Here is a 14,205-nt window from a genome sequence, read left to right as displayed (position 1 = left end):
TAAAAAATAAGCAAACTAGAGATCATCTCAATTAAGAAAACATTTTTTATTTGTTATAATGGCTTGCCATAACACCATAATTCCATGAGTGAGTAAAAATAGATGAAGTTTTTCTCTTTTTGTTTAGGCTTAATACTATCGTTATATGTACCGTTCTCTTCTGCGAATTGGCAACAGGTAGGTAAAGCTGAATATAATTGGGGTCCATTCCATATTTATACCGTATCACTTTTTACAGAAAATGGTACTTATAACAGCGAACAACGCCCATTATTATTACGCATAAAATTTGCTAAACCCGTTGAAGGGAAAAATTTTGCTATCTCTATGGTAAAAGAGATGGATATTGACAAAATAAATCCTAAAGAAGTTGATCAACTCAGAAAACGCCTGATTAAAAACTTCCCTGACTTCAAGCCTAATGATGTACTAAATTATATTGCATTAGAGCAAGATGGCTATTTTGTTCTTAACAATACTATTTTAGTAGAACATTTTGATCGCGCTTTTAATCATCAATTCATATCTATCTGGTTAGATTCTGAAAGTAGTTTTAAAAAACTACAACCGCGCCTCTTAGGAGAAGATAAAGATTCACAAACAAATATAGCAAGTAAACAAAATATGCCTACAAATAATACAGAATCTCGCGCTTCTGCTAATCCTCTTCTTGTCGAAAATAAAAACAATACTGAAAATAATGCAGATCTTATTGATAAAAATAATGAGAAAAAACAATCTGATAATAAAAAAACATCTCATGAAATTACAACAACAATATCACCAAGCCCAATGCCTGAAGTCAGCGCAGAAAATATGATGACAAATTCTGATAAAACAGAAATGATGAATGAACAAGCACTATTAGAGAAAAAAGTATCTCCAGTAATCAACACACAACACAGCGACACAAAACCTGAACCAACAGTATCAATTAAACAAACTGAAATGGATTCACCACAGCCTATTGAAAAAGATAAAGAAAATAATCGCAATAAACAAGAAATCGAAAAACAGTCTGAGTTAGATCAACCTACTGAACCTGCCATTGAGATTGATCCAATTATGCCCTATCAAAAACAATTTTATTGCTAATAAATTCATTACAACCCAGCTCCCTCATTACATTAAGCTAATGAGGGCGTTATTTTTTCTTTCAAAGATTTAAAATAAAAATCATCAATAAAATCATTTCGTTATAAAATTAAATTATTATTTATATCCTTTAATCAAATTTAAATATTTTTATACATTCTCTTTATTAAAACCAATATCAAATTTATAGACTCACAAAAAGTTCTTATTAAATTATCTTTTTTTGATTTTTATCAAAAATTACACACCTCAAAAGAGGTATCTTGAATATGTTATACGATAAACAATAACACAGAGTACTTATTCAAGGAGAATGATATGAAAAAATTAGCACTAGCGATTGCTACTTCTACAGCATTATTAGCAGCCTCAACCTCTGCAATGGCTCACCAAGCAGGTGATATTTTTGTGCGTGGTGGTCCAATTTTAGTCGTACCAAATACCTCTACTCATAATTATGCAGGCAATGCGCTTAATTATGATTTTGATGTAAATAGTAATGCGCAACTTGGTTTAACTGGTACCTATATGATTACTGATAATCTTGGGGTTGAGTTATTAGCGGCAACGCCATTTAGCCATGAAATCAAATTAGGTGGCACAACTATTGCTAAAACTAAACATTTACCACCAAGCCTTTATCTCCAATACTATTTCTTAAATGCTGATTCTCCTGCTCGCCCTTATATTGGTGCAGGTCTTAACTACACCACTTTCTTTGGTGAAACAGAAAAACTTAATGGTCTTTCAGATCTTAAATTAAAAGATTCTTGGGGACCTGTAGCGAATGCAGGTATTGATATAAAACTCACCGATAATTTATTCTTAAATACCTCTATTTGGTGGGCTAAAATTAAAACTAAAGCAACCTTTAAACTTAATGGAACAGCTCAAGAAACACGTGTAACGTTAGATCCAACTGTATTTTTTGTTGGTTTAGGTTATAAATTCTAATGTAATAAATTTCCTGACTATCAAGCCATAGTTTTTACTATGGCTTTCTTTTTACCTAAACAACAGTAATTGATTCTCAGCAAAATCAGCGTATAGTGATCGCTACTTTTTATCATAGTCGTTATAATAAAAGGAATAATCATGGGGAAAATTCTCTTTGTAAGCGGAATTGATACTGATGTAGGAAAAACTGTTGCAACGGGTGTTTATGCGAAAAAACTAATGGATCAGGGGTTTACCGTCATTACGCAAAAAATGATTCAAACGGGTTGTGAAACATTTTCTAACGATATTCTTGTGCATCGAAAAATTCAACAAATACCACTGACACAAGATGATCTAGATGGTATTACTTGTCCTTATCTATTTCATTACCCTTGTTCCCCACATCTTGCTGCAACATTAGAGAAGCGTCAAATTGACGATCAAATCATTACCGAAAAAACGCAACAACTTGCCAGCCGTTATGATGTTGTGTTGTTGGAGGGCGCGGGTGGTTTAGCTGTTCCCTATACGCACCAAGCAACAACATTAGATTTTATTGCCAAACATCACTACCCTTTAATTCTTGTAACATCGGGGAAATTAGGCAGCATTAACCACACACTATTAAGTTTAATGGCCTGCAAAACATATAACATTACTGTACATAGCGTGATTTATAATCGTTTTCCTGAAAAAGATCCTTTAATAGAACAAGATACCCAACACTATTTACAACACTACTTACAACAACATTTTCCAACGACAGAATTTATTTTATTAGAAAAGTTTAATTTTTAAAATTTTAGTTGACATTTTTATGATTAAACGGTATTTCTATACACGTTTTGTAGCGCAAGCTACAACAGGAGAGGCGCGGAACTCAGGTCGTTATTTTTAGGTCTGGAACCAGTGAGAAATAATCAGGGGAGTTTCGCCGAGGTAAGTAATTTTCCAGAGAATTATTTATCGGCTATTAGGGCTGAATCCCTAAGGTTGTCATCGATAAACGATGGAGAGCTTCTGAATAAGTTTTCTTAATATTTCAGTTCTCTTCTCGCTTTTCTTTCTCTTCTGTAACACACGCTTTTTTCACAACATTATTATTTAAGGAAATATTTATGTCTCATTTATCTGTTGCAAAATTTGGAGGAACTAGTGTAGCCAATTACGCGGCAATGCAGGCTTGTGCCAAAATCGTTATGGCAGATCCAAATACCCGTGTCGTGATATTGTCTGCCTCTGCTGGCGTAACCAATTTATTAGTTGCTTTAGCTAACGGTTGTGAACAAACCAAGAGAGAATCACTTCTTGCTCAAGTTAAACAGATTCAATACAACATTTTAAATGAATTAAAAAATGCCGATATATTACGAGAAGAGATCGATCGCTTATTAGACAATATTGCCTCCCTCTCTGATGCTGCTGCCTTAGCAACCTCTCCTGCATTAATTGATGAAATTATCAGTCATGGCGAAATGATGTCTACCTTAATTTTTGTTGAGGTATTACGTGAGTTAGGTGCAAACTCAACTTGGTTTGATGTAAGAACTCTCGTTGCTACAAACGATCATTATGGCAAAGCTGCACCAAATGATGAACTTACCCAACAAAATTGCGATCAGATCTTAAAACCATTAATTGAACGTGGGGATTTAATCATTACACAAGGTTTTATTGGTCGTGCGCCAAATGGTAAAACTACCACACTAGGTCGCGGTGGGAGCGATTATTCTGCGGCATTAATTGCCGAGGTCTTACATGCTAATGACGTATTAATCTGGACTGATGTAGCGGGAATTTATACAACTGATCCTCGTATCGCTCCAGCCGCACAAAAAATTGACACCATGAGTTTTGCCGAAGCCGCTGAAATGGCAACTTTTGGCGCGAAAGTGTTACACCCTGCAACACTATTACCTGCTGTTCGCAGCAATATTCCTGTATTTGTTGGATCAAGTAAAGCGCCAGAGCTTGGGGGGACATGGGTAACCCGCGATCCACAACCTCGCCCACTTTTCCGTGCGATTGCATTACGTCGCGATCAAACATTATTAACGCTGTCTAGTTTAAGTATGCTACACGCGCAAGGCTTTTTAGCAAATGTATTCAATATTTTAGCGAAATACAAAATTTCTGTTGATACTATTACGACTTCTGAAGTTAGCGTAGCCCTCACTTTAGATAAAACAGGTTCGGCTTCTTCTGGTGCAGAATTGCTTTCTAATGAATTGTTGGCAGAACTCAGTGAAACATCATCAGTAAAAGTGGATACAGGCTTATCATTAGTCGCACTAATTGGTAACGATTTACACATCGCCGCAGGCGTAGCAAAACGTATTTTCAACACGATTGCAGAATATAATGTTCGTATGATTAGTTATGGTGCAAGTACTAATAACGTTTGCTTATTAGTAAAAAGTGAACATGCTGATGAAGTAGTGCGTAAACTTCATCAGGAACTCTTTGAATAATATGATAATTAACCTCAATTAAGACTATTGCCCTTGTCTTCACAAGGGCTTTTTTATTTTTATATGGTGATTAAAATTTAATCTCACTTCATAAATTTTGTGATTGATCTCTCAATAATGAAATAAAACTTCATTTATATTTAAAAAATGATGTATAGTAATCATCAGTAAAAAGTGCTTGCTTTATACAATCATATGTATGACTTGCTACTTTTCCCAACAATCTAACTCTTATAGGAGAAACGCAATGAAATTCAAAAAGTTACTACTTGCTACACTATGCATGGGCATCTCTGCAGCAGCATTTTCCGCAGAATTTGATTTGAAAATGGGTTTAGTAGCTGGCCCAACTTCAAATGAATATAAAGCAGCAGAATTCTTTGCTAAAGAAGTAAAAGCAAATTCTAATGGCAAAATCGAAATTTCTCTTTATCCAAGTGCACAACTTGGTGATGACCGTTCAATGATCAAACAACTTGGTGATGGTGCCTTAGACTTCACTTTCGGTGAATCTGCACGTTTCCAATTATTCTATCCTTCTGCTGAAGTGTTCGCTTTACCTTATATGATTCCAAACTTCAAAGTTGCTAAAGAAGCATTATTTGATACTAAATTCGGTCAATCACTAATTCAAAAAGTGAACAAAGATTTAGGTATCACAATTTTAGCCGATGCTTATAACGGAACTCGTCAAACAACATCTAACCGTCCAATTAATAGCATCAATGATATGAAGGGCTTGAAATTACGTGTGCCAAATGCAGCAACTAACTTAGCTTATGCAAAATATTCTGGTGCATCTCCAACACCAATGGCATTCTCTGAAGTTTATCTTGCATTACAAACTAACTCTGTAGATGGACAAGAAAATCCATTACCAACTATTCAATCACAAAAATTTGAAGAAGTGCAAAAATACTTAGCTTTAACCAATCATATCCTGAATGACCAATTATATCTAGTTAGTAATGCAACACTTGAAGAACTTCCACCAGATCTACAAAAAGTGGTAAAAGATGCAGCAGTTAAAGCCGCTGATTACCATACAAAACTCTTCGAAGAGGGGGAGAATAATCTTATTGCTTACTTTAAACAAAAAGGTATGACAGTAACTCAACCTGAACTTGCTCCATTCAAAGAAGCAATGAAACCATACTACGATGAATACATCAAGAAAAATGGTAAAGAAGGTGAAGAAGCTATTGCTGAAATCAATGCTTTAACTAAATAATCTTTCCCTGCCTTAGCATTTAGCTAAAAATGCTAGGGCTTTTTTTTAACCTTAGTAAAAGATGTTATGAGGTTACCATGAAATATTTTAATAAACTTGAAGAATGGCTAGGTGGTATTCTATTTTTGATCATTTTTGTCATTCTCATTGCACAAATAATTGCAAGACAAGCCTTTGATTCCCCGTTAATTTGGAGTGAAGAGTTAGCCCGTTTACTATTCGTTTATGTTGGTATGTTGGGAATTTCAATGGCAATTCGCTCACAACAACATGTATTCATTGATTTTCTTACCAATATGATGTCAGATAAAATGAAAAAAGTGATAATATCTATCACGCAAACTCTCACTTTTATCTGTATAATTCTTTTTATTCATTTTGGTATCAAACTTTATGATGGTGCATCATTTGAGCTTGTTTCATTAGGAATTTCTGAAAAATGGTTATATGCTTCTTTACCAGTATTATCTGTCCTAATGTTAATTCGCTTTTTACAAGCCCAAGTTGAAAACTATAAAAGTAATCTTAGCTATATTCCTGCAATTGTTTTTTTAATTTTGGCAGTCGCATTAATTGGTTTAATTCTATTTGCACCTGATGTTTTCAAAGTACTACGTATCACTAACTATGTAAAATTTGGTAGTTCATCTGTTTATATTGTTCTTCTAGTCTGGTTAGTGATTATGTTTATTGGTATGCCAGTAGGTTGGTCACTATTCATTGCAACCATTCTTTATTTCGCAATGACTCGCTGGAATGTCGTAAATTCTGCTTCGGCAAAATTAGTCGATAGCTTAAATAGCTTCTCATTACTCAGTGTTCCATTCTTTATTCTTACTGGTATTTTGATGAATACCGGTGGTATTACGACTAGAATTTTCGAATTTGCTAAAGCATTACTTGGTCATTATCGTGGTGGTATGGGGCATGTAAATATTGGTGCAAGTTTAATTTTCTCTGGAATGTCTGGTTCTGCACTGGCTGATGCTGGTGGCTTAGGTCAACTAGAAATTAAAGCAATGCGTGATGCTGGTTATGATGATGATATTTGTGGTGGAATTACCGCGGCTTCTTGTATTATTGGTCCACTAGTTCCACCAAGTATCGCCATGATCATTTATGGTGTTATTTCTAACCAGTCTATTGCAAAACTTTTTGTTGCTGGCTTTGTTCCTGGCGTACTTGTTACGGTTGCATTAATGATTATGAATTATTTCGTATCAAAAAAACGTAACTATCCTCGTACTCCAAAAGCCTCAATGGAAGTCCTTTGTCGTAAATTTAAAGGTGCACTTTGGGCATTACTCACACCAATTCTAATTATTGCTGGTATCTTCTCTGGTCTATTTACACCAACAGAAGCAGCAGTTGTTGCAGCACTTTATTCAATTATTATTGGTAAATTTGTTTATAAAGAACTTACTCTTCAAACTCTTTTTAAAGGCTGCGTTGAAGCGGTTGCCATTACTGGTGTAACAGTATTAATGGTAATAACAGTAACATTCTTCGGTGATATGATCGCACGTGAACAAGTTGCGATGAAAATTGCTGAATTCTTCATTACTTTTGCAGATTCACAATTAATGGTATTGGTCATGATCAATCTACTTCTCCTCTTCTTAGGAATGTTTATTGATGCATTAGCGCTCCAATTCCTTGTATTACCAATGTTAATTCCAATCGCAATCCACTTTAATATTGATCTTATCTTCTTCGGTGTTATGACAACGTTAAATATGATGATTGGTATTTTAACGCCACCAATGGGAATGGCACTTTTTGTCGTTGCTCGTGTAGGTAATATGAGTGTAAGTACCGTAACAAAAGGAGTATTACCATTCCTTGTTCCAATCTTTACAACGCTCGTATTGATTACCATATTCCCAGAAATCATTACATTTATTCCTAACCTGTTGCTACCAGGGTAATAAACAAAGGTAAAATAAGTTACCCTAAAAAATAAATGGGTAACTATATGTAGACATAAAAAATCTGCACCTATATAGTGAATAATTAGCTCAACTTATAGGTGCAGATCATTAAAAAATAGGTATTTTTCTACTCTTTATTGCTTATAAAATAAAGCGACTTAAATCTTCATTTTCTACCACATCACCTAATGCGGCTTTCACATAGGCTTGATCAATCACGACTTTTTCACCACTCATATCTGACGCTTCAAATGAAATTTTATCCATTAAACGCTCTAAAACAGTATGTAACCGTCTTGCACCAATGTTTTCAGTTTTTTCATTCACACGGAATGCAGCTTCGGCAATCGTTGCAATCGCATCATCTGTAAACTCAACTGTAACGCCTTCAGTTTGCATTAATGCTTTATATTGTTCAGTTAACGAAGCATTTGGTTCCGTTAAGATACGCTCAAAATCTTTTGCAGTTAACGCGCCTAATTCGACACGGATTGGCAAACGTCCTTGTAATTCAGGAATTAAATCTGATGGACGAGCGACTTGAAATGCACCTGAAGCAATAAACAGAATATGATCTGTTTTCACCATACCATGTTTAGTATTAATCGTTGAACCCTCTACTAATGGCAATAAATCACGCTGCACGCCTTCGCGAGAGACATCTGGTCCACTTGTTTCACCTCGCTTACAGATTTTATCAATCTCATCAATAAACACGATACCATGCTGCTCAACAGCTTCAATCGCTTTTAATTTCAACTCTTCTGGATTAATTAATTTTGCCGCTTCATCTTCAATCAACACTTTCAACGCATCTTTGATTTTCATTTTGCGTTTTTTCGTTTGACCGCTTGATAAATTTTGGAACATTGATTGTAATTGACTGGTCATCTCTTCCATTCCAGGTGGTGCCATAATTTCTACCCCAACGGAACTGCCTGCTGCTACATCAATTTCAATTTCTTTATCATCTAGCTGACCTTCACGTAGTTTTTTACGGAAAATTTGTCGAGTATGTCCATTTGAATCCGTATTTTCCGTATTTCCCCATTGATCTTTTGCTGGCGGTAATAACACGTCTAAAATACGTTCTTCTGCGGCTTCTTCTGCACGATAACGGTTCTTATTGATTTCTGTTTGACGCACAAGTTTCATCGCCACATCAGCGAGATCACGAATAATAGAATCTACTTCTTTCCCAACATAGCCCACTTCAGTAAATTTAGTGGCTTCGACTTTAATAAATGGCGCATTTGCCAATTTAGCTAAACGGCGTGCAATTTCGGTCTTCCCTACCCCAGTTGGTCCAATCATCAAAATATTTTTTGGCGTAACTTCATGACGGAGAGGTTCTTGTAACTGCATACGACGCCAGCGATTACGCAGGGCAATCGCCACAGCACGTTTTGCATCTGCTTGCCCAATAATATGTTTATCTAATTCAGAAACTATTTCACGAGGAGTCATTTCAGACATATGCTTTATCCTTTTATTTTATCTATATATAACCAACATGATGAAGGTTATATGGAACGAATTTACCATCTATTGCGTTTTATGATTTATGATTATGGCAACTCTTCAATAGTGAAATTGGTATTGGTAAACACACAAATATCACCCGCAATTTTGAGGGATTTTTCTACAATTTCTCTTGCCGAAAGATCCGTATTGGCAACTAAAGCGCGCGCAGCTGCCATTGCATAATTTCCACCTGATCCAATCGCAAGAATTTGATCTGCTTCAGGCTGAACAACATCGCCCAACCCCGTAATAATTAATGATTCTTTAGCATCAGCAACAATTAACATTGCTTCTAATTTACGTAATGCACGATCTGTTCGCCACTCTTTTGCTAATTCAACAGCACTCTTTAATAAATGACCTTGGTGCATTTCTAATTTACGCTCAAATAATTCAAATAGTGTAAAGGCATCAGCGGTACCGCCAGCAAAACCAGCCAATACTTTATCTCCATATAAACGGCGTACTTTACGCGCATTACCTTTCATCACAGTATTACCTAATGAAACTTGCCCATCGCCACCAACAACCACATGACCGTTACGGCGCACACTTACGATTGTAGTCATAATGTTTTCCTTCTTACTCTACAATAAATCCAATGTTTCCCAATATGGGTACGTTCGACAAGGTTTCAAGTTAAAAACACAAATAAAAATATCGCCTGCAAATTGACAGGCGATATTTCTTCAATCATGATTTAAGCTATTTAGCTCTTCTTGCTTTTACTGCAGCAGCTAAATCATAAAGGACTTTTTCTGTGTCTTCCCAACCAATACACGCATCGGTAACACTTTGTCCATATGTTAATGCTTTTCCGTCAATAATATCTTGGCGCCCTTCGACCAAATTACTCTCTACCATAACGCCAAAAATATGTTTTGACCCTTGACTTACTTGGCGACATACTTCGCTACATACATCTAATTGTTTCTTGAATTGTTTCGAGCTATTGGCATGGCTAAAGTCAACCATCACATGAGGAATACGCCCACTCTTTTCAATGTCTTTGACCGTTTTCAAGACATCTTCTTCTGAATAGTTAGGACCTTTATCACCACCACGTAAAATGATATGGCAATCTGGATTTCCTTTTGTCGCCACAATCGCTGAATGACCAAATTTGGTAACTGATAAGAAATAGTGTGCTGCTTCGGCTGCACCAATCGCATCTAACGCAATTTTTACACCGCCATTCGTCCCATTTTTAAAGCCAACTGCACAAGAAAGCCCTGATGCTAATTCACGATGCACTTGTGATTCAGTTGTTCTCGCACCAATCGCCCCCCAACTCATAAAATCAGCGATATATTGTGGGGTAATCATATCTAAGAACTCGCCTGCAGATGGCACACCTAAATCATTAATATCTGATAATAATTTACGCGCCATGCGTAAACCATCATTTAACGCATAACTATTATCTAAATGGGGATCATTAATTAATCCTTTCCAACCAACCGTAGTACGTGGTTTCTCAAAATAAACTCGCATCACAATTTCTAGCTCGTTTTTTAGTGCTTCACGTAATACTTTTAACCGTTTCGCATACTCTATCGCAGCGTCTGGATCGTGGATTGAGCAAGGTCCAATCACCACTAAAAGGCGATCATCTTCTTGGTGTAAGATTTTGTGTACCGCTTGACGCGTTTCCTTTACCACTTTTGCAGCAATTTGGCTTGCTGGATATTTTTCTAATAAGGCGATTGGTGGTAATAATTGTTCTACTTTTGCAATACGAACATCATCATTTTCGATTCTAATATCTTTTTTAATTACAGCCATTGATTCACTCTCTTTTTGTATTTATGTACTACTAAAGTAGTTCAAATGCTAACATATGAATTTTTTATTTCAACTACTATTTAGTGATTATTCAAAACTTTTGCTGGTTGTAAGCGTGCTGCACGACTTGCTGGATAAAGTGAAGCTAACAAACTTAATAGTAATGTTGCGACAAAAACCAAACCAACATCACTCAGATGTAACTCACTAGGCATAAAGTCAATAAAATAAACACCATCAGATAAAATCTTGGTATGAAAAATTTTTTCAATGAGGTAAATAAGATTTGTCAGGTTTAATGCGACCAAAATACCCAATACTATTCCCCAAACACCCCCTTTCATACCAGAAAAAAGACCATACCACAAAAAAATATGACGAATAAAACGGCTATCTGCGCCTAATGTACGTAAAATTGCAATATCGCCTTGTTTATCTTTCACCGCCATCACTAATGTGGAAATAATATTAAAGCACGCAATCCCAATCACTAAAACCATCGCTAAATACATCACTGTTTTGATTAATGAAATATCTCGGTACATATAACCAAAACTATCAATCCAAGTATTTGCCATCAAACCTTGTGGATAGGTTGATAACGCAGAATAGTCAAACTGATTGACCAAAAATGGCGAGTTAATCGCCAATTCAACACCTGTTACTTGCATCTCCGTATAATTGAGATATTGCTGTGCAACGGCTAATGGAATAAATGCATAACTGTGATCGAGTTGTCCATCTAAACGCAAAATACCTGTAACTTGTAATCGATGACGTTCTGGTTGCGCCATTTTGCTCACATCATGTTCAGTTTGATCAGACACCAATAACGATACCCAATCGCCTACCTCAACGCCTAGATCTTGCGCGATTCCATAGCCAAGAATAATCCCTTCTTTTTGTTGTGAAAAGGTTTGCCAGCCCTGATTCAACACAAACTGCCCCATTGCACTAACCTGTTCCAACAACGCAGGTTCAACCCCTTTTACTTGAATAACTTTAAGCTTAGATCCTGATTCCGCTAGGGTGGTAAAAGACACATAGGGCGAAAAACCTTTCACTTCAGGATTATTGTGCAATGTTTGCTGTAATTGATGCCAATCTTCAATCGGCTGACGATCATATCCTGTAATACTAATATGAGGCACCACCGCTAAAATTCGTTGGTCAAGTTCACGTTGAAAACCATTCATTGCACTTAAACCAATAATTAACACCGCTACACCAAGCGCAATCCCTAACGTAGAAAACCACGCAATGAGCGATACCAAGCGATTTTTTTGTTTACCCCGCTGATAACGCCAACTGATTAAAAATGGTGTATTCATATATTTGCCTCCGCAGTCAATACACCATCACGCATCTGATAACGCTTTTGTAATTTTGCCGCTAAATTCAGATCATGGGTTACCAATAGAAACGCAATCTGTTTCTCGGCATTGAGTTGTTGAATCAATTCAAAAATGTGTTCCGTTGTTTTTTGATCTAAATTGCCTGTTGGTTCATCGGCTAACACTAAATCTGGGTTATTCACTAACGCTCTCGCAATCGCTACTCGTTGTCGTTCGCCACCTGATAAAGCTGATGGGCGATGCTGCAAGCGGTGTGCTAAGCCTACTGCATGCAACATCTCGGTTGCTTGTGCATACGCAGACTCTTTTTTCTCACCCGCAATTAACATTGGCATAGCGACATTTTCCAATGCAGAAAAATCTGCCATCAAATGGTGAAATTGATAAACAAATCCTAAATGCCGATTGCGTAATTTAGCCACTTGCTTATCAGACAAGCGTGATAATTGTTCACCATTTAACCAAACCTCGCCACTGGTTGGCTTATCTAAACCACCTAAGAGATGTAATAAGGTACTCTTTCCTGAACCAGAACTCCCTACAATCGCGGTTAAATCGCCACGTTGTACGGCAAAAGAGATCGCATTTAACACCGAAGTTGCTTTATCTCCCTCTTGGTAAACTTTTGATAATTGTTCACAAGCCAATAAAGCAGATGAATGTAAATTAGACATAGAATTACTCATAACGCAACGCCTCCGCAGGCTCGATCTTTGCTGCTCGATAAGCAGGATAAAGCGTAGAAATAAAAGATAAAGTTAATGAAAAGGCAATAATAAAAATAATCTGCTGCCAATCAATTTCACTTGGCAAAGCAAATCCATGTGGATTTAGCCAGAGTAATAATGGCGTTAAATAATGGGTGGCGACAATGCCCAATACTGTCCCGATCAATGTACTGAGGATACTGATCACCATACCCTGATAAATAAAAATGCGCATAATTTGCTGACGCGCTAAACCTTGCGTCTGTAAGATAGCAATTTCTCCTTGCTTATCCAAAACCATTAAACTCAATGAAGTAACAATATTGGCAATCGCCACTAAAATGATCAAGCCAACCAGTAAAGACATCATATTTTTTTCCATTTTAACTGATTGGAAAAATTCCCCTTTTTGCGCTCGCCAATCACTGATTTTCCACTCCTGATTTGAAAAATACTTCGGTAATTCAGTAATTAAAAAAGGATCTTGCAAAAATAGCCGTACGCCTTGCACCTGATCTGGTTTTAAGCGTAATAAACGCCCGACATCTTGTAAATTAGCAAAAATTTGATCATCTAAACTCCATTCTGGATAAATCGCACTGATTGTAAATAGGCGTTGTACAGGGATTCTCCCCAATGGGGTATAAACACTATTTTCAGGAATTAATAACCGAACTTTATCGCCGACAGTTAATTGATTTTGCTGTGCTAAACGTTGTCCAATAATTAAATTAAACTGATTAGCAGGCAATAGCTGCGCTATTGGTTCAATTAAAGAAGCTAATAACAAGTCATCTTGCTGTTGTCGCACACCAATTAACTGTGCAGCACTTAAACCGTTTGTACCTTGCAAAATCACTGGTGCTAGATTAATCGGTACTGCTTTATTCACAAAGGCTGGCAAATTTGGCAAGGTATTCTGTTGTGAAGAAAAAGGGTGATCTTGTGGTGTTATTATAGCTTGGGGAATATGCGATAACACATTCTGCTTTTGATAACTTTCTAGTCCGTTCATCACAGATAACACAATAATTAACGCCATAACGCCCAATATAATACCAATACTAGCGAGGCGTGTAACAAGGCGTCCGAAGCGATCACCACTTTTGGAACGCCAATAGCGTAATGCCACCATCAGTGGAACATTTACTGACATAATTTTCCTTA

12 protein-coding genes and 1 riboswitch are annotated in these 14,205 nt (G+C 36.5%); of the genes, 6 read left to right on the top strand and 6 right to left on the bottom strand.

Annotation, left to right across the window (positions count from 1 at the left end):
• Nucleotides 1-102: 102 nt before the first annotated feature.
• The 6 genes from ACFFHK_RS01230 to ACFFHK_RS01205 all read left to right on the top strand — a co-directional run bounded on the left by ACFFHK_RS01230 (nt 103) and on the right by ACFFHK_RS01205 (nt 7,664).
• Entirely contained in the window at nt 103-1,095 is a 993-nt protein-coding gene (locus ACFFHK_RS01230; RefSeq protein WP_382368085.1) for a hypothetical protein, read from the top strand.
• A gap of 318 nt (nt 1,096-1,413) precedes the next feature.
• Nucleotides 1,414-2,049: an OmpW family outer membrane protein gene (locus ACFFHK_RS01225; protein WP_382368082.1), complete on the top strand. Its 636-nt coding sequence runs from the start codon at nt 1,414-1,416 to the stop codon at nt 2,047-2,049.
• 141 nt (nt 2,050-2,190) lie between these two features.
• On the top strand, nt 2,191-2,832 hold the full coding sequence (bioD, locus tag ACFFHK_RS01220) for a dethiobiotin synthase (protein ID WP_382368078.1): 642 nt from the start codon (nt 2,191-2,193) through the stop codon (nt 2,830-2,832).
• A gap of 60 nt (nt 2,833-2,892) precedes the next feature.
• Nucleotides 2,893-3,062, top strand: a riboswitch (Lysine riboswitch).
• A gap of 90 nt (nt 3,063-3,152) precedes the next feature.
• The gene (lysC, locus tag ACFFHK_RS01215; protein WP_382368075.1) at nt 3,153-4,505 is read left to right on the top strand and encodes a lysine-sensitive aspartokinase 3; all 1,353 of its coding nucleotides are present in this window, start codon (nt 3,153-3,155) and stop codon (nt 4,503-4,505) included.
• 247 nt (nt 4,506-4,752) lie between these two features.
• Complete coding sequence (locus ACFFHK_RS01210) at nt 4,753-5,736, top strand: sialic acid TRAP transporter substrate-binding protein SiaP (RefSeq protein WP_382368072.1); 984 nt, start codon at nt 4,753-4,755, stop codon at nt 5,734-5,736.
• A 77-nt stretch (nt 5,737-5,813) separates the two neighbouring features.
• Nucleotides 5,814-7,664: a TRAP transporter large permease gene (locus ACFFHK_RS01205; RefSeq protein ID WP_382368069.1), complete on the top strand. Its 1,851-nt coding sequence runs from the start codon at nt 5,814-5,816 to the stop codon at nt 7,662-7,664.
• A gap of 144 nt (nt 7,665-7,808) precedes the next feature.
• Here the strand turns inward: ACFFHK_RS01205 and hslU are convergent, their stop codons facing one another.
• The 6 genes from hslU to ACFFHK_RS01175 form a co-directional block, all read right to left on the bottom strand.
• Nucleotides 7,809-9,143 (bottom strand): ATP-dependent protease ATPase subunit HslU, encoded by a 1,335-nt coding sequence (gene hslU / locus ACFFHK_RS01200; protein ID WP_382368066.1) that lies wholly within the window; start codon nt 9,141-9,143, stop codon nt 7,809-7,811.
• Between the two features lie 92 nt (nt 9,144-9,235).
• A complete protein-coding gene (gene hslV / locus ACFFHK_RS01195; protein WP_065233529.1) occupies nt 9,236-9,760 on the bottom strand; it encodes an ATP-dependent protease subunit HslV in 525 nt (174 codons plus the stop codon).
• Between the two features lie 136 nt (nt 9,761-9,896).
• Nucleotides 9,897-10,976 (bottom strand): 3-deoxy-7-phosphoheptulonate synthase AroG, encoded by a 1,080-nt coding sequence (gene aroG / locus ACFFHK_RS01190; protein ID WP_382368062.1) that lies wholly within the window; start codon nt 10,974-10,976, stop codon nt 9,897-9,899.
• An 80-nt stretch (nt 10,977-11,056) separates the two neighbouring features.
• A complete protein-coding gene (gene lolE, locus ACFFHK_RS01185; RefSeq protein ID WP_382368059.1) occupies nt 11,057-12,307 on the bottom strand; it encodes a lipoprotein-releasing ABC transporter permease subunit LolE in 1,251 nt (416 codons plus the stop codon).
• On the bottom strand, nt 12,304-13,017 hold the full coding sequence (gene lolD, locus ACFFHK_RS01180) for a lipoprotein-releasing ABC transporter ATP-binding protein LolD (RefSeq protein WP_382368056.1): 714 nt from the start codon (nt 13,015-13,017) through the stop codon (nt 12,304-12,306). The genes lolE and lolD overlap by 4 nt, the downstream gene beginning before the upstream one ends.
• On the bottom strand, nt 13,010-14,194 hold the full coding sequence (locus tag ACFFHK_RS01175) for a lipoprotein-releasing ABC transporter permease subunit (RefSeq protein ID WP_382368053.1): 1,185 nt from the start codon (nt 14,192-14,194) through the stop codon (nt 13,010-13,012). Before ACFFHK_RS01175 ends, lolD begins: the two co-directional genes overlap by 8 nt.
• Nucleotides 14,195-14,205 lie beyond the last annotated feature (11 nt).

The sequence above is a fragment of the Gallibacterium trehalosifermentans genome, from assembly GCF_042433055.1.
In the GTDB taxonomy this organism is placed as follows: domain Bacteria; phylum Pseudomonadota; class Gammaproteobacteria; order Enterobacterales; family Pasteurellaceae; genus Gallibacterium; species Gallibacterium trehalosifermentans.
The sequence above is the reverse complement of the archived record's forward strand: the minus strand, read 5'-3'. Positions and strand labels throughout refer to the sequence as shown.